This window comes from Kitasatospora sp. NPDC004531, from assembly GCF_053602195.1.
In genome coordinates, this window is the sequence record NZ_JBSGDD010000112.1 from 1 (window position 1) to 20104 (window position 20104).

Genomic DNA, 20104 nt, shown 5'->3' on the forward strand with positions numbered 1-20104 from the left:
ACTGAGCCACTGCGCACAGATCGACCGTGAAACGCTGAGAACAACGCTCCCGCACGCCCCGGTCCCCACAACCCCGGTGGCCGATGCTCAGTGGCCGGAGTTCAGCGGCCGATTCTCAGGGCTCGTCGCTCGTCGCTCGTCGCGGAAGCGGTCAGAAGACCAGCTTCCAGTTGTCGATGTAGCCCGAGTCGCCCTTGTACATGTCCTGGGCCTTCAGCCGCCAGGTGCCGTTGGCGGGCTGCGCGGAGGCGTCCACCGTGTAGGTCTCGATGATGTTGTCGGCCGAGTCGCTGAGGTCGACCTTCTTCAGCGAGTACACGGTGCCGTCGGGGCCGACCAGGTCGAGGACCACGTCGCCGCGCCAGGTGTGCTTGATGTCCACCGACACCTTCAGGTCGCCGGGCGCCTGCCCGTCCAGGCCGGTGACCTGGATGTCCGAGTAGACCGCGTCGCCCTTGTCCGGGATCGGCGTGCGGGTGGTGTTCGCGACGACCGCCCGGGCGACCTTCCAGGTGAAGGTCGTGGTCTGGCTGCTGTGGTGCGAGGCCTTCGCCAGCACGGTGACCTGGTAGGTGCCCGGCACGGTCGGGGTGCCGGTGATCTTGCCGGTGACCGGGTGCAGCTTCACGCCCTCGGGCAGGCCGGTGGCGTGGAAGGTCAGCTGGCCGGGGTTGAAGTTGACGGCCTCCAGCTGGATGTCGGCCGGCTCGTTGACGGCGGTCAGCTGGGAGGCGACCGGGGTCATCATGATGCCGTCGACGACGCGGGCGCCGACGTTGATCGCCGCCCAGGCGTTGGCGGTGTTCATGTACGTCGCGCTGGTCTTGCCGTACAGGTCGGCGGCGGCCTGCAGGGTGGCGACCCGGGCGGCGGCGTAGTTCGTCGACGAGGTCATGTACGTGGTCAGCGCCCGGTACCAGATCTTCGCGGCGGCGTCCCGGCCGATCGCGGTGACCGGCAGGCCGTCCGAGGTCGGCGAGTCGTAGTTCACGCCGTTGACGGTCTTGGCGCCGCTGCCCTCGGAGGCCAGGTAGAACCAGTGGTTGGCCGGGCCGGAGGAGTAGTGGACGTCGATCGAGCCCAGCGTGGACGACCAACTGTCCTTGGAACGCCCGTCCTTGGAGGGCTTGTCCATGTAGCGCAGCGGGGTGCCGTTGCTGTTGATGTCGATCTTCTCGCCGACCAGGTAGTCGCCCTGGTCCTGGGCGTTGCCGGCCCAGAACTCGATCGCGGCGGCCATGATGTCGCTGGTCGCCTCGTTCAGGCCGCCGGACTCGCCGCTGTAGACCAGGTTCGCGGTGGCGGCGGTGACGCCGTGGGTCATCTCGTGCGCGCCGACGTCGATCGAGGTCAGCGGCTTGACGTTGCCCGCGCCGTCGCCGTACGTCATGCAGAAGCAGCTGTCCTGCCAGAACGCGTTGATGTAGTTCTTGCCGTAGTGGACGCGGGTGTACGCGCCGACGCCGTCGTCCTTGATGCCGTTGCGGCCGTGGACGTTCTTGTAGTAGTCCCAGGTCAGCTGGGCGCCGTAGGCGGCGTCCACGGCGGCGGTCTGCCGGTTGCCGACGGTGCCGTCGCCCCAGGTGTCGGTCGGGTTGGTGAACAGCGACCGGGTGCCGGTGGTGCCGTTCAGGTCGTAGGTGCTGTGGCCGCCGCGGGTGGCGTCGGTCAGCGCGAAGCCGCCGGCCGCCGCCGCCGAGGTGCCGATGGTGACCTGGCCCGAGTACTGGCTGTTGCCGACGCCGGTCTCCACGCCCTGGTACTCGAAGATCTTCTTGCCGGTGTTGGCGTCGGTGATGACGTGCAGCTCGGACGGCGTGCCGTCTTCCTGCGTCCCGGTGACCACCGTCTCCCACGCCAGCCGCGGGGTGCCGGACGCCGCCCACACCACCTTGCGGGCGTTGTCGGCCGCCGGGTCCGCGACCTTCGCGCCCTCGGCGCTGTCCAGCGCCAGGCCCTTCGCCGAGTCGGCGTCCTCCTTCGCGGCGGTGTCCACCGCGATGTCCGCCTCGGTGGCCTTGGTGACGCCCTTCGCGGAACCGTCCGCCGCCGTGTGGACGACCAGGTCGCCGCCCAGCACCGGCAGCCCGTCGAAGGTCCGCTCGTAGCGGGTGTGCACGGTGCCGTCGGCGTCCTTGGTGACGCCCCGAACGACCAGCGCCTCCTTCGACCCGAGGTTCAGCGACCTGGCGGTCTCCGCCAGCGACGCGTCGGCCGAGGCCAGCAGCTCGCCGCGCTGCTCCGGCGACAGCTGCACCGGCAGCGCGCCCGCGACGGCCTGGGCCTCGGCCGCGACCTCGCCGGGTGCGACCGGCCACTCGTCGGCGGCGGCGACACCGGATGTCAGAGCGGCCACGATCATCGCGGCACTCGCGATCAACGCGCCCGCGGCGGTGGACTTTCGGGGGGATCGAGTCACACTGAACTCCTTCTGCGACGGCCGCGTGGGTACGGCCGGAGTCAGCCGGGAGGGCAGGGATAGTGCCGCCCGGTAGAGCTGGTGGTTCGAGTGGGGGAACAGACTCCACGTGTGCGCCGCGCCGGGTGGTGCGTGTGCGTTGGGCCAAGTCCCTTGCGGCGATGGGACGGTACAGTGCCAGGTTTGATAGGGACCCGTCACCCGTGTCGCGTCAAGTTGGCCGAAATGCTTCGTTGGCGATGAATAAACCTGCGCATTGCCAAAAAAAGACGGGAGCCGGGGACGGCCCCACACCGTCCCCGGCTCCTCTTCCGGTGCTCCCGGACGGACCCCCACGCCCGCCGAGAGCTCTTCCCACCTCCGCGCGGACCCCCACGCCCGCCGGAGGCCGGCTCTGCCGCTACACGGCGGGCGTGATCAGCCCGTAGTGCCCGTCGTAGCGGTGGTACAGAACGTTGCCGCGACCGGTCGCCGCATCGGTGTAGAACACGAACGGCAATCCGGTCAGATCCAGCCGCGCCCGCGCCTGATCGGCCGTCAGGCACGGCACCACCAGCCGGCTCGCCACCAGACCCGGCACCGCCCGCGGCACCGGACCCACCGACGCCAGCCGGTAACCGCCCGCCGCACCCCGGTACACCAGGCTGTCGCACCCGGTCTCGGCGTCCGTGAACAACTGGAAGTCGTAGTCCATCGCCTCCAGTTCGAACACCGCGTCCAACGCGCCCAGCCGCGCCGCGCTGTAACTGCGGTGCCGCACCAACCGCCGCTCCTCCGGCGCCCGGTGACGGCGCTGCGGACGGTGCTCGGGGTCCAGGCCGTCCGCCCAGCCCAGCGGAGTGCGGGCCGGACGGCGATGGTGCCGCAGCCGGGCCACCCGCGACACCAGCCGGTCCTGGAGCAGGTCGATCGCCTCGCGCATGGTCGCCGCCGCGACGTGCGCCCGCACCGGACGCCCGTTCACGTCCACCGTGGCCTGGGCCAGCGACGGCCGGGCCACCGCGTGGTTGGGCTCCTGCACCAGCCGCACCCGCACCCCCAGCACCGGCTCCTCCAGCCGGTCCAGCACGGCCGCGATCTTCACCCGCGCATAGTCGGGGGCGCCGGCCGAAACCTCGCCGCGGGTCTCCACCAGCACCTCGGCGTCCCTACGGGTCTGCAGACGGTTCATCAGAAACTCCTTTCCCGATGACTCCAGCCTCCCGCGGCCGCGCCGCCCCGCCGAGGGCCGAACGGTCCACCCTCCGGGAGCCGACGGGCCCTGCCCGGGCCGGGACGGTCGGCCACCGCCGCCGCCCGGGGGGCGCGCTGCACGCCCCCGATGAGCCAGACTGTGGCGGGTGACCGCGAGATCCCTGGCCAAAGGCAGCAACCTCCCCCTCGACGTGCCCGCCGTGCACGCCGACCTCAGCTGGACACCCGCCCCCGGCGTCCCCCCACTCACCGCCGCCGCGCTGCTGCTCACCGCCGACGGACAGCCCCGCGACGCGCGCGACCTGATCCGGCGCCCCCACCCCCACCCCACCGGCGCCGTCCTGCACCGCGGACCCGCCGGCACCCCCGACGCCCCCGTCGAACGCATCGAGGCCGACCTCGCCGCACTCGACGTCCGCGACGCCGCCGTGCAGCGCGTCCTGCTGCTCGCCGCCACCGACGGCGACACCACCTTCGGCCAGGTCCCCGACCTGACCCTCACCCTCTCCGACGCCCGCACCGGCCTGCCCCTCGCCCGCTTCGCCATCGAAGCCGGCCGCGAGACCGCCCTGATCGCCGGCGAACTCTACCGCCGCAACGCCCAATGGAAGTTCCGCGCCGTGGCCCAGGGCTGGGCCAACGGCCTCCCCGGCCTCGCCGCGGCCTACCACTTCGAACTCCCCACGGGCGACGAGGACTTGGACACCCACGCAGCCCAGTCCGGGCTGCGCCCGGCGGCGGAGCCGGAGTTGGGCACGGTTGCCGCCGATAGAACGGAGGGTGCCGGCCAGTCCGGGCTGCGCCCGGCGGCGGTGCCGGCGTTCGGGGGTGAGGAACGGTCGGAGAAGGTGGCGGAGTCGGCAGGTGGGCGTGCGCCGCGACCCGGGCTGCGCCCGGCGGCAGGGCCGGTGTCGGGCACGGTTGCCGCCGATAGAACGGAGGGTGCCGGCCAGTCCGGGCTGCGCCCGGCGGCGGTGCCGGCGTTCGGGGGTGAGGAACGGTCGGAGAAGGTGGCGGAGTCGGCAGGTGGGCGTGCGCCGCGACCCGGGCTGCGCCCGGCGGCAGGGCCGGTGTCGGGCACGGTTGCCGCCGATGGAACGGAGGGTGCCGGCCAGTCCGGGCTGCGCCCGGCGGCAGAGCGGGTGTCGGGGCATGGTGCGGTGCCGGCGTTCGGGGGTGAGGAACGGTCGGAGAGTGTGGCGGAGTCGGCAGGTGGGCGTGCGCCACAGCCCGGGCTGCGCCCGGCGGCAGGGCCGGTGTCGGGCACGGTTGCCGCCGATGGAACGGAGGGTGCAGGCCAGTCCGGGCTGCGCCCGGCGGCAGAGCGGGTGTCGGGGCATGGTGCGGTGCCGGCGTTCGGGGGTGAGGAACGGTCGGAGAGTGTGGCGGAGTCGGCAGGTGGGCGTGCGCCACAGCCCGGGCTGCGCCCGGCGGCGGAGCCGGAGCCGGGCACAGCCGCCGCCGACGAGCCGGAGGACGCAGGCCGGTACGCGCCGCAGTCCGGGCTGCGCCAGGCGGCGGAGCCGGTGTCGGGTGCGGCTGCCGCCGATGAGACGGAGGGTGCCGGCCAGGCCGGGCCGCGCCCGGCGGCGGGGCACGGTCCGGCGCCGACGGTTGGGGTCGGGCATCGGTCGGACAGTGTGTCGGAGCAGGAGGTGGGCCGGTACGCGCCGCAGTCCGGGCTGCGCCCGGCGGCTGCGGCGGAGCCGGTGTCGGGTGCGGTCGCCGCCGACGGGACGGAGGGTGCCGGCCAGTCCGGGCCGCGCCCGGTGGCGGGGCACGGTTCGGTGCCGACGCCCGGGGGCGAGCCTCGGCCGGAGGCGGAGGGGACCTACGGGCGGGTGCCCGCACCGGAGTCCGCGCCGCTGCCTGCGCCCACCCGCGCGCCCGCCCCGGCTGCCCCGCCGGCCACCGACGAACCCTCGTCGCCGGGTGCCGCCCAGGGGGCCGCGCTGCCGGACGCGACCGAAGTGCCGCCGCTCGCCCCGGAGTTCGCTCCCCGCGCGTCCGCGCTGGACGCTGCGCGCGAGGAGTCCCCGCTCGCCCCGGCCTCCGCCCCGGAGCCCGCACCCGGTGCGGACGCCACGCGGGAGCTCCGGCTGCGTCTCCCCGCCGAGCCCGCAGGCGAATCCGGCCCCGATGCCACCCGTGAGCTTCGGCTGCGCCCGCTGCCCGGGCCGGACACACCGCCCGCACCGCCCGCACCGCCCGCGCCGTCGTTCCAACTTCCGCCGCCGCCAATGCCGTTGGCGCCGCCCGTGGTGCCGCCGCAGGCGGTCGGGGAGGAGGCGCTGCCGGTGGACATGCGCAAGCGCCTCTCGCTGCGCAAGCAGCAGGTCGCCGTCAGCCTGCACAAGCACGGCGCGCAGGGCGTGGTGGCGCGGATCCTGCTGGTGCTGGACGCGTCGGGGTCGATGGCGAAGATGTACGAGCGGGGGGTGGTCGCCGACGTGGTGGAGCGGATGGCCGCGGTGGCCGCGCAGCTGGACGACGACGGGACGATGCAGGCGTGGACGTTCGCCACCCGCCCGGCCCGGCTGCCGGACCTGAGCCTGCCGGGGCTGCCCGACTGGCTGCGACTGCACGTGCGGCCGGGGGAGCTGAGCATGTCGCTGTTCGGCCGTCGCCGGCTGCGGCCGCCGTCGCCGGACGGCCGGGTGGACATGAAGGCGGTGGGCATCCAGAACGAGGAGCAGAAGGTGATCGCCGAGGTGCGCGCGTTCGTCCACGCGTACCCGTCGCCGCTGCCCACCCTGGTGCTGTTCTTCTCCGACGGCGGCATCTACCGCAACTCGGACATCGAGGCCCAGCTGCGGGCGGCCGCCGACGAGCCGATCTTCTGGCAGTTCGTCGGCCTGGGCCGCTCCAACTACGGCGTACTGGAACGCTTCGACAGCCTGCCGGGCCGCCGGGTGGACAACGTCGGCTTCTTCTCGGTGGACGACATCAGCACCCTGCCCGACCCGGAACTGTACGACCGCCTGCTGTCGGAGTTCCCGCAGTGGATCGCCGCCGCCCGCCGCGAGGGCATCCTCCGACAGGGCTGAGGACGACCCGTCAGGCGGCCGCAGGTGCGGCCGCCGGCGGGAGCCGTCGAGCAGGCGCCGGGGCCGCAGCGCCGCCGGAGCGTACCCGGTGGGGCATGCTCCGCTGCGGCCTCCACCACGGCCAGAACGCACTGTGCTGAGCGCCCGGGCACCGACCCACACACCGGTGTCCGGCACGACGAAGCACCGCAGGTCGATCCCGGCGTCGGCGAACCGGGTCGGCGCAACGTGTCGGAGGCCGCCAGTACCGCACAGAGACGTGTCCGCGCCGACCGCCCGGCACAGGTCCACGAGCCGCCGAGTCCGCCCGGCCCCGGCCTGCCGACCGCTGCTGCGCACCACCCGGCCCCTCCGGCCGAGGATGTCGAGGAGCAGCAGCGTGGACGCTTCGGTGATCTCGGCGGTGCGGTCGGTCGTGCCGAACAGGCCGAGCAGCGGGCGCAGTTGCTCGGCGAACGCCGGCCAGAACGGGGATGCCCGGTACTGCCCGCGGAAGATGCCCTCCACCCGGCGACGGCTTCGGCCGGCCGGTCAGAGGAGTCGGCCGGTGAACCCGGCGTCGATGAGCCGCTGGTAGGCATCGTGCACCTCCGTCGGTACGTCCTGGGCGACGGCGAAGCCCCGCTTCGGGTACTCGACGACCCGCTGGAGGTCGCCCACCAGACTGTCGATCACGAGCCGGTCGTCGCCGATCATCGTCACGTACTGGTGCAGATCCATCGCGGTGGATGCGCACACCGCCTGCACCTCCGGCCACACCTGACGGCACGTGGCGTACGCCCGGCGTTCCATGTACGGCATCGACACCAGCAGCACCGATGACACCGCCACCTCGGCATCGGACAGTACCGTCCGGCTGAACTCGATGTTCTGCCCGGTGTTGCGGGCCTTCGGCTCGACCAGCACCGCTTCCTCGGGCACGCCGAGGGAGAGCGCGTGCTCCGCGAAGTGGACGGCCTCGCCGCGCGGGAAGCGGTCCGGCCGGCTCGGGTTCGGGCCGCCGGTGAACACGATCCGCGTCACCAGGCCGCGCAGGTACAGGCCGGCCGTCTCCGTCGCCACCCCGAGGTCGTGGGAGCCCAGGCCGATCGCCACGTCGCACGGCCGCAGCTCGTGGCCCATCTGCTGGTAGTCCCACAGCAGCGCGGTGTCCGCCCACTGCCGGTCGGTGATCTCGCGCTTCGTCGTGCCGGTCACGTATCTCTCCTGGTTACCTGAACTTGGCGGTCCCGCCTCTCAGTTCGACGTTCTTGCGGATGCCGTCGATGCTGCGGAGCTGGTGGCTCATACCGTACGCGGCGGCCGTGGCCGCCGCCTTGGCGAGTACCGCGAGCCCTTCCTGGACGGTCGCCCGGTCGGACAGCAGCACGTGCCCGCGCGCGGTGGCCAGCCGCACCTGCTGCATCGGCGACGTGCTGCGGCCGGCGGACTCCGCCACCGCGATCAACCGCGCGGCCTCCCCGAGGTTCCCGGCACCCCGGTGTGCGAGCGCCAGCTTCTGGTGCGCGGTGCCCCAGTCCTCCTGCTCGTCCACCGCCTCGAATCCGTTGATCGCCGAGGCCATCAACGGCATCGCCGTGTCGTGAAGCCCCTGTTTGTCCAGCGCGGTGCCCACCCACAGCTGCGCCCGGAGCCGGTCGCGGCCGCTCAGCCGATGGTCGCGACTCAACTCGCTGTACCGTGCCGCAGCCCCACCGAGGTCACCGGACATCTCGGCGACGACCGCGAGCGCCAGGTCCAGCTGCGCGACCCGGCGGGGGATGCCGAGTTGATGGAACACCGACCGGGCGTCCGCGTAGGAGCGCGCTGCCGGCCGCGGCCCGAGCAGCACCCCCCGGTCCCGGAGCAGATCACCGGCCAACGCCGTCGTCCGCGCGAAGAGATACAGACCCCGGTCGTCCAACTCCTGCGGCGGCCACCGGGTGCGCCACCTCTCCAGGAAGTCGGACGCGGCCGTGAAGTCCTGGTGGGACGCCGCGGCGACGGCCCGGTCGATGTCCTCCGTCCACGTCTCGTACTCCCACGCCCGCGGCCCGCCTCGAACCACGGCGACGGCAGGACGGCGTGATCGGGACAGGAGGGCCTCGAACCGGAGCACACCGGCCGCATCGAGGCGACCCAGCGCCGTGTCCAGGATGGCCTGCGTGTCCGGGCGCGGCCGAGTCCCGGCACCCAGCCGCTCCCAGTTCGTGACCGTTCGCACCGCCACACCCAGATCCGCGGCGAAGTCGCGCACGCTCCTGCGGCCGGCCTGCCGCAGCGCCCGCGCCTCCACCCCGGTCCACTCGCCCACCGCCGCCACGACCACCTCCTGGCTCGGCGACCATCGAAGCACTCCACGGCCTGCCGGGGTGTCAGAACTGCCACGCAACTGCCACGGCAGGGCATTCCCGTCCCTCCGGAACCGGCGGCACGCTGGACACAGCCCGAGCCGCCCGGCCGGCATTCGGCCCGCAGCGAGGCCCTCGCCAACCCGTCGCATCGGCCATCGACCACAGAAGGTAGACGTGAAGGAACCAGCGCCTGCTCAGCCCGAAACCTGCTCGCCCGTCCTCGAACCGCGGACCCGCTACCTGCGGTGGATTGCCGACCGGCCCCGGCAGGTCGTCCTCCAGCCCACGACCTTCTGCAACCTCGACTGCTCCTACTGCTACCTGCCGGGGCGCGCGGTGAAGAGCGCGATGCCCGTCGAGGTCGCCGAGGCCGTCGCCCGTTCGGTCGCCGAGCTGACCGCCACGGGCGGGCCGCCGGTGCGGATCATCTGGCACGCGGGCGAACCGCTCGCGCTCGGCCGGGCCCGATTCGCCGAACTCCTGGCACCGTTCGAGGCGTTGCGCGCCGAAGGGCGGGTTCAGCACGCCGTCCGGACCAACGCCACGCTCGTCAACGACCGCTGGTGCGATCTGCTTGCCGCCCACGGCGTCCGCGTCGGGGTCAGCATCGACGGGCCGCGCGCCCTCAACGCGCGCCGCGTCGACCGGGCCGGGCGGCCCGCCCACGACCGGATCCTGCGCGGCATCGACAGGCTGCGTGAGCACGGCCTGCCGTTCTCGGTGATCTCGGTCGTCAGCCGCGAGAACCTGAACGCGCCCGAAGCGCTGCTCGACCACCTCTCCTGCCTAGGCGGCCGCTCCATCGGCCTGAACATCGAGGAGCACGAAGGCGCCAACACCAGCCGGGCGACGCCTGATCTCCACGACACCGTCGGCTTCTGGGCCCGGGTGATCGCCTGGAGCCACGCCCACCCCGAAGCGCCGCCGGTCCGCGAGCTCGACCGGCTCGGCGCCTACCTGCGGATGGTCCGTGACGGCCCCCGCCCGCAGTGGGAGGACGCCAGGCACGATCCGATCCCCACCGTCGCCGCCGGCGGCGACGTCGCCCTGCTCAGCCCCGAGCTCGCCGACACCACGGCCCCCGCCTACGACGACTTCCGCGCCGGCAACGTCCTGGAGCGGCCGCTCGCCGAGATCCTTGCCGACGCCCACCGGCTGCGCTACGTCGCCGAGTTCCTGACCGGCCTGGACAACTGCCGTGGCAGCTGCGAGTTCTTCGACTTCTGCCGCGGCTCCCAGGCCGGGAACCGCTACTTCGAGCACGGCACCTTCACCGCCACGGAGACCGCGTACTGCCGCTCCGCCGAACAGGCCCTCGTCCTCGCCGCCGCCGACATCACCAGGAAGGACACCACCGCATGAACGCCCTCGCCACCCTCGCCGCCGTCGGCTCCCCGGAGCTCGACCACCTCCTCCGGCGGGCTGCCCGCAGCACCGCCACCGGCGGGTGGGACAACCAGGCGACCTGGAGCAACAACCCCGGCTCGCCGTGGAACAACACGCCGAGCTGGGACAACACCCCCGTCAACCCGTGGAACGACTGGCACAACGGCCCGAGCTGGAGCGACTTCCCGAACAACCGGTAGCCGACCACGTCGCTGTCAGGATCAGCACCATCGACCGGGCCCGCACCACCGCGGGCCCGGCACCCGCCCCAACCCCCGGAGCACCACCGTGAAGACCCGCGCCTACGGCACCACCCGCATCACCCTGCCCAGCCTCGACCCGACCGACCAGCACCTGGACAAGGTCGATCACCTCGGCGGCGACACCGTCCGCGACTTCCTGTACACCGACGCCGATCTGCGCGACCTCGACCTCACCGACACCGCGCTCCTCGCCGGCCGCATCCGCAACCTCTCCGCCCAACGCACCACCATGACCGGCGTCCGCCTGTCCTCCGTCGAGATCACCGCCAGCACCATCGCCTTCCTTGCCTGGTCCGGCAGCCGCGCCACCCAGACCCACTGGGCCGGCAGCCGCCTCATGGGCGCCACGATCACCGACGTCACCCTCAACGACGTCCTCTTCGAGGGCTGCCGCCTCGACTACGCCGTCTTCGAGAACGTCCGTGCCGCCGGCACCGTCGTCCTCGACCGCTGCGTCCTCACCGAGGCGACCTTCACCGGCTGCGACCTGAACGGAGTCGTCCTCCGCGACTGCGTGCTCGACCGGACCGCCTTCGGCCGCGGCCAGTACCGGGGCACCGACCTGCGCGGCAACGACCTGAGCACGATCCGTGGTACCGCCAACCTCACCGGCGGCATCATGCTCGACCCCTCCCAACCCGACCAGCTCACCCGCGCACTGCTCACCGAACTCGGCGTCACCGTCCGCCCGCTCGACCAGCCCTGAAAAGGAACCCGCCGTGTCCATCGCCGTCCCGCGCTCCGGTCTGGACGCGCTGACCGCCCGTGGCGAGACCGGGACGCTCCATGCCGGGAGCCGCGACCCGGCCTATGAGCCCGGCGCCGTCCTGCCCGCAGACCGGTGGGAGCCCCTCACTCCGGCCGCCGCCCGCCTGCTGGCCGCCGAACCCGACATGCCCGCGAACCTCCTCACCCAACTGGTCCGTCTGCCCGGCTCGTTCGACCTGGAGAAGGCACTCGCCACCCCCGTCGGCCACACCCTGCTCCCCGCGATCTCCGACGGCCCGGTCCAGTTCCTCGGCACGGTCACCAGCCCGCCCGGGCGAGCCACGACCACCCGCAACCACCACACCGGACGCCTGCTCGGCATCCACCTCGACAACTGGGACCGCCTCCCCTACTGGCGACGTGACCGTTCCCGGCGCCGCCTGTGCGTCAACCTCGGCCCCGGCCCCCGCTACCTGATCCTCGGCCACCACGACGCACAGCTCATCACCCGCACCGTCCACCCCGACGACCACGCCACCCGCTGCCCGCACACCGACGACCTCCGCCGGTACATCGCCGAGGGCCGCGAGTCGGCCTGCATCCGTGTGCGGCTCGACCCCGGCGAGGCCTACCTCGCTCCGACCGAACTCCTCCCGCACGACGGCTCCACCGCCGGCCTCGACCGGCCTTCCAGTGCGGCATTCTGGCTCGGCGAGTTCCCGGCCGACGTCCTCCCCGACCTTGGATGATCTGAAGGACGGGCCGTCGAGGCCCTGCGAGGTCAAGGTCCGCCAGGACCGTGCGGACCCCTTCGCCCTGCTCGCGTTCAGGCGGTCAGGCCGCGGCGCGCGTGGTGCGGTCGGTGACCGAGACCACGCCGTCGACGGCTGCGCAGAGGCGGTGGAGGGTGGTGGTGGGGCAGTGGGGGGCGGTGGTGCCGCTGAGGGTGACCTCGCCCTGGAAGACGTCGACGGCGATGGACGCGGGGCTGGCGCCGTCGAGGGTGGTGAGGACGTCCTCGACGATCTCGCGGCGGATCGCCTGGTCCTCGCGGAGGAAGACCCGCAGCAGGTCGCCGCGGCTGACGGTGCCGATCAGCCGGCCGTCGGCGGGGGAGACGACGGGCAGGCGTTTGACGCGGCGGCGGGCCATCAGGCGGGCGGCGGCGACCACCGTGGTCTCGGGGGTGGTGCAGACGGCGGGGGCGGTCATCAGGTCGGCGGCGGTGGTGCCGGTGCCGCGCAGGTGCACGGGGGCGGGCAGCAGGGAGGCGGGGTCGTACTGGGCGAGCTGGGTGCGCAGCAGGTCGGCCTCGGAGACCACGCCGAGCGGCCGGTGGTCGGCGTCGACCACCGGCACGGCCGTGATGTCGTACTCGGCGAGCAGCGCGACGATCTCGCGGAAGCCCGTGCCGGGGCTGACGGTGACCACCTGACGGGTCATCATCGCTCCGACGGTGCGGTGCCGCATCGCCCTTCGCCTCCTCGCTCCGCGCCCGGCCGGTGTCTGCGCTCCCACTCTGCGGGGCGGGCCGGTTCGGGCGCGAGGGCCGGAGGTCCCGGCCGCCGGGGCCGGTCGGCGGGGTGCGGCGGCAGCAGCCGCAGCCCGGAGACCCATTCGGGGCGGATCCGGACGGAGACGGCGGGCGGCCCGGTCGCGGTGGCGGGGTGCACGGCGTCGGCGTGGCCGAGCACGGTGACGGTCCAGCCGCTGCCGTCGGCCGGGTCGACCTCGTCGGCCTGGAAGGCGACGACGGTGCCGGCGACGGCCTGCAGCAGTTCCTCGTCGGGCCGGTCCACCAGCACGTCGCCGTCGCCGACCAGGCGGTAGCGGACCGGCCGGACGGCGGGCAGCGCGTGCCGGGTGTAGACGAGCCGGCCCACCGAGTGACGGGCCATCAGGCGCAGGCACTGGTGGTGGTCGAGGCTGACGCCGTCGGGCGCGGGCACGGGTTCGATGGTCATGCTCCGATCCTGGGTGCTGCGGTCCGCCCGGCGGGAGGGCCTTTGGTCGTTCCCGTCCCGGTCGAGCGGCCCCCGCACGGGTGGTTCCCGGCACCGGGATACGAACAGGTCACGGTCAATTAACTGTTCATAGAACTGTTTGTTTGTTCACCGTCAGGCTGTCAGTCGGCCAGTGCCCCGCTACCCGACTGGAGTCACGAGTGAGCCCCTCCTCCTCAGCCCGCCGCCGCACCCTCACCGCCGGCGCCCTCGCGGCGAGCGCCGCACTGCTCGTCGCCGCCGTCCAGGTCGACACCGCCTCCGCCGCCCCGGGCCGCGACGCGGCGATCGCCCGCGCGCAGGCCAACGTCGCCCACCACGCCGACCTGTTCGGCTTCGGCCCCGGCCAGGGCCTCACCGTCAAGGACGTGATCATCGACGCGGACGGCGCCCAGCACGTCCGCTTCGACCGCACCTACCAGGGCCTGCCGGTGGTCGGCGGCGACCTGGTGGTGCACCAGGACGCCCGCGGCCGGCTCACCGACTCCTCCCGCGCCAAGGGCCACGACGCCGCCGTGAAGTCCGTGGTGCCCGCCGTGTCCGCGCAGCACGGCGCGGCCGCCGCGCTCGGGCAGGCCCAGGGCATATCGGCCGCCACCGCCGCCCCCGAACTGGTCGTCTGGGCCGCCGACGGCGGCGCGCCCCGCCTGGCCTGGCAGACCACCGTCTCCGGCGAGGGCAAGCAGGGCCAGCCGGCCGGCCGGGTCGTGGTCACCGACGCCACCACCGGCGAGGCGATCGACAGCTGGGACTCCGAGCGGTCCGCCGCCGGCACCGGCCACTCCGAGTACACCGGCGACGTCCGGATCGACACCACCCAGCAGGCCGACGGCAGCTACGCGCTGATCGACCCGGTGCGCGGCCACACCACCAAGGACGCCAAGAACCTCGGCTCCAGCAGCGTCAAGGCGACCTCCGGCACGCTGTACACCGACGCCGACAACATCTGGGGCGACGGGAAGAAGTTCTCCACCGACCGCGCCACCGCCGCCGTCGACGCCCACGCCAACACCGCCTGGACGTACGACTACTACAAGAACACCTTCGGCCGCAGCGGCATCAAGAACGACGGCCGCGGCGCCACCGTCTTCGTCCACGTCGGCACCAACTGGGACAACGCCCAGTGGTCCGACGCCTGCTTCTGCATGATGACCGGCGACGGCGACGGCACCACCGACCCCGAGCAGGTCGACCTCGACACCATGGGCCACGAGATGACCCACGGCGTCACCAGCGCCACCGCCAACCTGCGCTACAGCAGCGAGTCCGGCGGCCTCAACGAGGCCACCAGCGACATCTTCGGCACCATGGTCGAGTGGTACGCCAACAACGCGGTCGACACCCCCGACTACCTGTTCAGCGACCAGTCCACCCCGCCGTGGCTGCGCCGCTTCGACAAGCCCTCGCTGGACGGCCGCTCCGCCGACTGCTGGAGCAAGAGCGTCGGCAAGCTGGACGTGCACTACTCCTCGGGCGTCGCCAACCACTTCTTCTACCTGGCCAGCGAGGGCAGCGGCAGCAAGACCGTCAACGGCGTCACCTACAACAGCCCGACCTGCAACGGCTCCACCGTCACCGGCATCGGCAACCAGAAGGTCGCCGCCATCTGGTACCGGGCGCTGACCGTCTACATGACCTCCACCACCAACTACGCCGGGGCCCGCACCGCCGCCCTGAACGCGGCCCGCGACCTGTACGGCACCGGCTCCGCCGAGTACAACGCGGTGGCCGCCGCGTGGAGCGCGGTCTCCGTCAACTGACGCCCCGGCACGCCCGGGCCCGCCGGCACCCGGCCTGACGGGAGGTCAGGGGGTCGCCGACGGGCCTGGCGCCGAGTCAGGTGCCGGGCGGCCGGTGCGGCATCCCGTGTTCGCACGTCCGAGCGATTCTGCGGGTCCGTTGATAGTACTAACGGATAACTCTTGACAGTGGCTGCGCATAGTCCAGGGCATGACGAGACATCTGCGCGGACCGTCGCGGCTCGGATCGCGAGCGGCCCGCCTCATCAGCGCCGCAGCCGCCCTCGGCCTGGTCGGCGCGGGCCTCACCGCCTCGCTCGCGGCCCAAGCCGCAGCGCCCGCCTCCCACCGTGCCGCGGCTTCGCCGGAGCGTGTCAGGGCCACCGGTTCCCCCCTGTTGCAGGAGGACTTCACCGGGGCGACCGCGGACCCGAGGTTCGTCGCGGTCGGTGCGGCCTGCCTCACCGGCGGTCCCGCCACGACGCCGCTCCCGCCGGACGGACGCCGGCTGACCGGTTGTCCGGTCCCGGAGGTCGGTCCGGTGCCGCCGTTGGACGGCGCACCGTTCGGCTATCTGCGGATCACCGACGCCGCCAACGACCAGAACGCGGCGGTGCTGTTCGACCAGGCGCTGCCGGCCGGGAGCGGTCTGGACGTGACGTTCGACCAGTGGCAGTACGGGAGCACGACGCCTGCCACGCCGGCCGACGGCATCTCGTTCTTCCTGGTCAACGGCGATGTCTCGTTGCAGCATCCGGGTGCGTTCGGCGGCAGCCTCGGCTACGCGCAGAAGCTGCCCGACGACAACCCCGGCCTGGCCTTCCTGCCCGGCGTCGACGGCGGCTACCTCGGCGTGGGCCTCGACGTGCTCGGCAACTACTTCGGCGACTGGGAGCACCGCGGCAACGGCTGCCCCACCCGCTCCCCGGCCGGCACCGGCTTCCGCATCCCCGCGCCGGGCGCCAACATGGTCACCGTCCGCGGCCCCGGTGACGGCCTGGACGGCTACTGCTTCCTGACCGCCACCACCAGCAACTTCTCCACCAGCGCGCCCTGGCCGTCCACCCTCCCGGGCAGCCTCCAGGGCCCGTTGACCTCGCTGCCGGTCGGCGTGACGCCCGCCCAGGCGCAGGCACTGCTGGAGCCGTCCCGCCGCCGGGTCCACGTGCACCTGACGCCGGCGCCCTCGCCGGTGCTGACCATCGACGTCGACTTCAACGACGGCACCGGCCCGCACCCGGCGCTCAGCACTCCGGCGCCCCAACCGGTGCCCGCCACCTACAAGTTCGGCTTCGCGGGCTCGACGGGTCTGTTCACCGACGTGCACCTGATCCGCAACGTGGTGATCAACACCGACCAGCCGCTGCCTGAGCTCAACCTGGTCAAGCAGGCCCACCGGCCGCTGCCGGCGGACCTGACGGCCGGCTCGCAGGTCCCGTACGACTTCGTCGTCACGAACGCCGGGAACGTCCCGATCAACAACCTGGGCGTCAACGACCCGAAGGCGGGGCCGGTCCACTGTCCGGTGACGGTGCTGCAGCCCGGTGAGACCGTCACCTGCACCGCCACCTACATCGTCACCGCGGCGGACGTGGCAGCGGGGCAGGTCGTCAACACCGCCGTGGCCACCGGAACGGCGGACGGCGATCCGGTCCAGTCGCCGCCGTCGACCGAGACCGTCCCGCTGATCACACCGCCGGGCCTCGATGTCGTCAAGCAGGTGGACGTCCCCGGACCGTTCCACGTCGGCGACACCGTTCCCTACACGTACGTCGTGAGGAACACCGGCGGTACCGAGATCACCGGCCTCGCCGTGACCGACGACCGGGTCACCGGCATCACCTGCGACCTCACGACGCTCGCCCCGCGCGGCAGCCCCGGCGACAGCACCGAGTGCCACGGCAGCTACGTGATCACCGCCGCGGACGCCGACGCCGGCCAGGTGACCAACCATGCCGTCGCCCACGGCACCAGCGACGGCCGGCCGCTCGACTCCCCGGAGACGGAAGCCACCGTCCCGGTCGTCGGCCCGTCCTCGGTGGCGCTCACCAAGTCGGCCGACACCGCGGGCCCCGTCCGGGTCGGTGATGCCGTCGACTACACGTACACGGTGACCAACACCGGGGAGACGGTCCTCCACGACGTCTTCGTCGTCGACGACCACTCGCCGACCGTCACCTGCGACGCCACCGTCCTGAACCCCGGCGGCAGCACCACCTGCCGCGCCCGCTACGTCGTGACCGTCGGCGACCGCGCCCTCGGCCACCTCACCAACCGCGCCCAGGCGGTGGGCACCGACCCCCGGGGAGAGACCGTCGTCAGCGCGCCGCAGGAAGTGTCCCTGCCCGTCGTCGGCGACGCCCGGCTGGAGCTGGAGAAGACCGCGGACAGCGCGGGCCCGTTCCGGCTCGGGGACACGGTGGACTACACGTACACCGTGGCCAACCCCGCCGAGCTGACGGTGTCCGACGTGACCGTGGTGGACGACCGCGTCACGTCGGTGGTCTGCGACGCGACGACGTTGGCCGTCGGGGAGAACACGCGCTGCCGCGGGAGCTACGTCGTCACGGAGGAGGACGTGACAGCCGGTCAGGTGACCAACACGGCGTACGCGGAGGGCGCCGACCCCGAGGGGATGCCGGTGCGGAGCCCGGCCGTCGAGGTGACGGTGCCGGTGATCGGCGAGGCCGTGCTGGACATCGGGAAGAGAGCCGACAGCCCGGGCCCGTTCCATCTGGGCGAGGCGGTGTCCTACACCTATGTCGTGACCAACAGCGGTACGGCGGCGGTCGCCAACCTGACCGTGAGCGACGACCACGTCGCGTCGGTGACGTGCGACGTCGCGACGCTCGGCCCGTCGGAGAGCACGCTCTGCCACGGGAGTTACGTCATCTCCGCGGCAGATGTGACGGCCGGGCAGGTGACCAACACGGCGCACGCCGCAGGCACGGACCCCGAGGGCCGGACGGTCGAGAGCCGGCCTGCCGAGGCGACCGTCCCGGTCGTCGGCGAGGCCCGGCTGGTCCTGCAGAAGGCCGCGGACAGCGCCGGCCCGTTCCACGCCGGCGACACCGTCCCCTACACGTACACGGTGACCAACACCGGAACGGCGGCGGTCGCCAACCTGACCGTGAGCGACGACCACATCGCGGCCGTGACGTGCGACTCCACGACGTTGAACCCCGGGCAGAGCACGTTCTGCCACGGCAGCTACGTCATCACCGCGGCGGACGTCACGGCCGGGCACGTGACCAACACCGCCCACGCCGACGGCACCGACCCGCAGGGCGATCCCGTGCAGAGCCCGCCCGGCGAGGCCACCGTCGAGATCGCCGGCAACGCCCGACTCACCCTGCAGAAGACCGCGGACAGCGCCGGCCCGTTCCACCTCGGCGACACCGTGCACTACACGTACACCGTCACCAACGCGGGGACGGCGGCGCTCGGCAACCTGACGGTGACCGACGACCACGTCGCGGCCGTGACGTGCGACGTGACGACGCTGAACCCCGGGCAGAGCACGTTCTGCCACGGCAGCTACGTCATCACCGCCGCTGATGTGACGGCCGGGCACGTGACCAACACGGCGCACGCGGACGGCGTCGATCCCGAGGGGACGCCGGTGCAGAGCCCGCCCGGCGAGGCGACCGTGCCGGTGGTGGGCGACGCCGTCCTGGCCATCGCGAAGGCGGCGGACTCGGCCGGCCCGTTCCACGCGGGCGACACGGTGTCGTACACGTACACCGTGACGAACACGGGGACGGCGGCGGTCAACGCCCTGACCGTCGCGGACGACCACGTGGTGTCGGTGACGTGCGGGGCGACGACGCTGAACCCCGGGCAGAGCACCCGGTGCCACGGCAGCTATCTGGTGACGGCTGCGGATGCGCAGGCCGGCCGGGTGACCAACACCGCGCATGCCGAGGGCACGAACCCGCGCGGGGAGACGGTGGTGAGTCCGCCGGCGGTGGTGACGGTGCCGGTGGTGGGTACGGCCGCGTTGGCCCTCGCGAAGGCGGCGGACTCGGCCGGCCCGTTCCACGCGGGCGACACGGTGTCGTACACGTACACCGTGACGAACACGGGGACGGCGGCGGTCAACGCCCTGACCGTCGCGGACGACCACGTGGTGTCGGTGAGGTGCGGGGCGACGACGCTGAACCCCGGGCAGAGCACCCGGTGCCACGGCAGCTATCTGGTGACGGCTGCGGATGCGCAGGCCGGCCAGGTGACCAACACCGCGCATGCCGAGGGCACGAACCCGCGCGGGGAGACGGTGGTGAGTCCGCCGGCGGTGGTGACGGTGCCGGTGGTGGGTGCGGCCGCGTTGGCCCTCGCGAAGGCGGCGGATTCGGCCGGCCCGTTCCACGCGGGCGACACGGTGTCGTACACGTACACCGTGACGAACACCGGCACTGCCCCCGTCCACGGGATCACGGTCTCGGACGACCGTGTCACGTCGGTGACGTGCGGGGCGACGACGCTGGACCCCGGGCAGAGCACCCGGTGCCACGGCAGCTATCCGGTGACGGCTGCGGATGCGCAGGCGGGGCGTGTCACGAACACCGCTCGCGCGAACGGCACCGACCCCGCGGGCCGGCCCGTCCAGAGCCCGCCCGGCGAGGCCACGGTTCCGGTCGTCGGTGCGGCCGCGTTGAGCATCGAGAAGGCGGCCGACGGCGCCGGCCCGTTCCACGCCGGCGACACCGTCTCCTACGTCTACACGGTCACGAACACCGGCTCGACGGTGCTGACGGACGTGACGGTCCGGGACGACCGGGTGGCGTCGGTGTCGTGCGGGGCGACGACGCTGGAGCCGGGTGCGAGCACCACGTGCCGCGGCTCGTACGTGGTGACTGCGGAGGACGCGCAGGCCGGCCACGTGACGAACACGGCGACGGCTTCGGCCCGCGACCCGCAGGGGGAGCTGGTGGAGAGCGGGCCGGTCGAGCTGTGCGTCGCGGTGTCGCAGTGCCCGGAGAAGGACGGCTGCGGGAAGCCGCCCCACCAGG

13 protein-coding genes and 2 pseudogenes are annotated in these 20104 nt (G+C 73.0%); 8 read left to right on the forward strand and 7 right to left on the reverse strand.

Annotation, left to right across the window (positions count from 1 at the left end; all coding sequences use genetic code 11):
• Positions 1-151: 151 nt before the first annotated feature.
• Both ACWEMJ_RS30190 and ACWEMJ_RS30195 read right to left on the reverse strand, forming a co-directional pair.
• Entirely contained in the window at positions 152-2362 is a 2211-nt protein-coding gene (locus ACWEMJ_RS30190; protein WP_452140313.1) for a M4 family metallopeptidase, read from the reverse strand.
• 457 nt (positions 2363-2819) lie between these two features.
• Positions 2820-3590, reverse strand: coding sequence for a ribosome hibernation promotion factor (locus ACWEMJ_RS30195; RefSeq protein WP_452140302.1), 771 nt, complete (start codon positions 3588-3590; stop codon positions 2820-2822).
• Positions 3591-3759: 169 nt separating this feature from the next.
• On the opposite strand from ACWEMJ_RS30195, the pseudogene ACWEMJ_RS30200 reads away from it, so the two are divergent.
• Positions 3760-4269: pseudogene (locus ACWEMJ_RS30200) on the forward strand (TerD family protein); the annotation flags it as partial.
• A 999-nt stretch (positions 4270-5268) separates the two neighbouring features.
• Positions 5269-6660 (forward strand): VWA domain-containing protein, encoded by a 1392-nt coding sequence (locus tag ACWEMJ_RS30205; RefSeq protein ID WP_452140314.1) that lies wholly within the window; start codon positions 5269-5271, stop codon positions 6658-6660.
• Positions 6661-6855: 195 nt separating this feature from the next.
• On the opposite strand, the pseudogene ACWEMJ_RS30210 reads toward ACWEMJ_RS30205, so the two are convergent.
• The 3 genes and pseudogenes from ACWEMJ_RS30210 to ACWEMJ_RS30220 all read right to left on the reverse strand — a co-directional run.
• Positions 6856-7167: pseudogene (locus ACWEMJ_RS30210) on the reverse strand (WbqC family protein); the annotation flags it as partial.
• 24 nt (positions 7168-7191) lie between these two features.
• Positions 7192-7857, reverse strand: a complete 666-nt coding sequence (locus tag ACWEMJ_RS30215; protein WP_452140303.1) for a YdcF family protein — start codon at positions 7855-7857, stop codon at positions 7192-7194.
• A 13-nt stretch (positions 7858-7870) separates the two neighbouring features.
• Entirely contained in the window at positions 7871-8962 is a 1092-nt protein-coding gene (locus ACWEMJ_RS30220) for a helix-turn-helix domain-containing protein (protein ID WP_452140304.1), read from the reverse strand.
• A 205-nt stretch (positions 8963-9167) separates the two neighbouring features.
• On the opposite strand from ACWEMJ_RS30220, the gene amcB reads away from it, so the two are divergent.
• The 4 genes from amcB to ACWEMJ_RS30240 all read left to right on the forward strand — a co-directional run bounded on the left by amcB (position 9168) and on the right by ACWEMJ_RS30240 (position 12099).
• Positions 9168-10355 carry a cyclophane-forming radical SAM peptide maturase AmcB gene (amcB, locus tag ACWEMJ_RS30225; RefSeq protein ID WP_452140305.1) on the forward strand — a complete coding sequence of 396 codons (1188 nt, stop codon included), beginning with the start codon at positions 9168-9170 and terminating at the stop codon, positions 10353-10355.
• Positions 10352-10579, forward strand: a complete 228-nt coding sequence (locus ACWEMJ_RS30230) for a hypothetical protein (RefSeq protein ID WP_452140306.1) — start codon at positions 10352-10354, stop codon at positions 10577-10579. The genes amcB and ACWEMJ_RS30230 overlap by 4 nt, the downstream gene beginning before the upstream one ends.
• 88 nt (positions 10580-10667) lie before the next feature.
• Positions 10668-11348, forward strand: a complete 681-nt coding sequence (locus tag ACWEMJ_RS30235) for a pentapeptide repeat-containing protein (protein WP_452140307.1) — start codon at positions 10668-10670, stop codon at positions 11346-11348.
• Between the two features lie 13 nt (positions 11349-11361).
• Positions 11362-12099: a hypothetical protein gene (locus tag ACWEMJ_RS30240; protein ID WP_452140308.1), complete on the forward strand. Its 738-nt coding sequence runs from the start codon at positions 11362-11364 to the stop codon at positions 12097-12099.
• An 85-nt stretch (positions 12100-12184) separates the two neighbouring features.
• On the opposite strand, the gene ACWEMJ_RS30245 is transcribed toward ACWEMJ_RS30240, so the two are convergent.
• Together ACWEMJ_RS30245 and ACWEMJ_RS30250 are read right to left on the reverse strand one after the other, a co-directional pair.
• Positions 12185-12796, reverse strand: coding sequence for a CBS domain-containing protein (locus tag ACWEMJ_RS30245; RefSeq protein WP_452140309.1), 612 nt, complete (start codon positions 12794-12796; stop codon positions 12185-12187).
• On the reverse strand, positions 12793-13314 hold the full coding sequence (locus ACWEMJ_RS30250; protein ID WP_452140310.1) for a pyridoxamine 5'-phosphate oxidase family protein: 522 nt from the start codon (positions 13312-13314) through the stop codon (positions 12793-12795). The genes ACWEMJ_RS30245 and ACWEMJ_RS30250 overlap by 4 nt, the downstream gene beginning before the upstream one ends.
• Before the next feature lie 200 nt (positions 13315-13514).
• On the opposite strand from ACWEMJ_RS30250, the gene ACWEMJ_RS30255 reads away from it, so the two are divergent.
• Together ACWEMJ_RS30255 and ACWEMJ_RS30260 are read left to right on the forward strand one after the other, a co-directional pair.
• On the forward strand, positions 13515-15113 hold the full coding sequence (locus ACWEMJ_RS30255) for a M4 family metallopeptidase (RefSeq protein ID WP_452140311.1): 1599 nt from the start codon (positions 13515-13517) through the stop codon (positions 15111-15113).
• Between the two features lie 529 nt (positions 15114-15642).
• The coding region (locus tag ACWEMJ_RS30260; protein WP_452140312.1) for a DUF7507 domain-containing protein at positions 15643-20104 on the forward strand (4462 nt) is incomplete at its 3' end.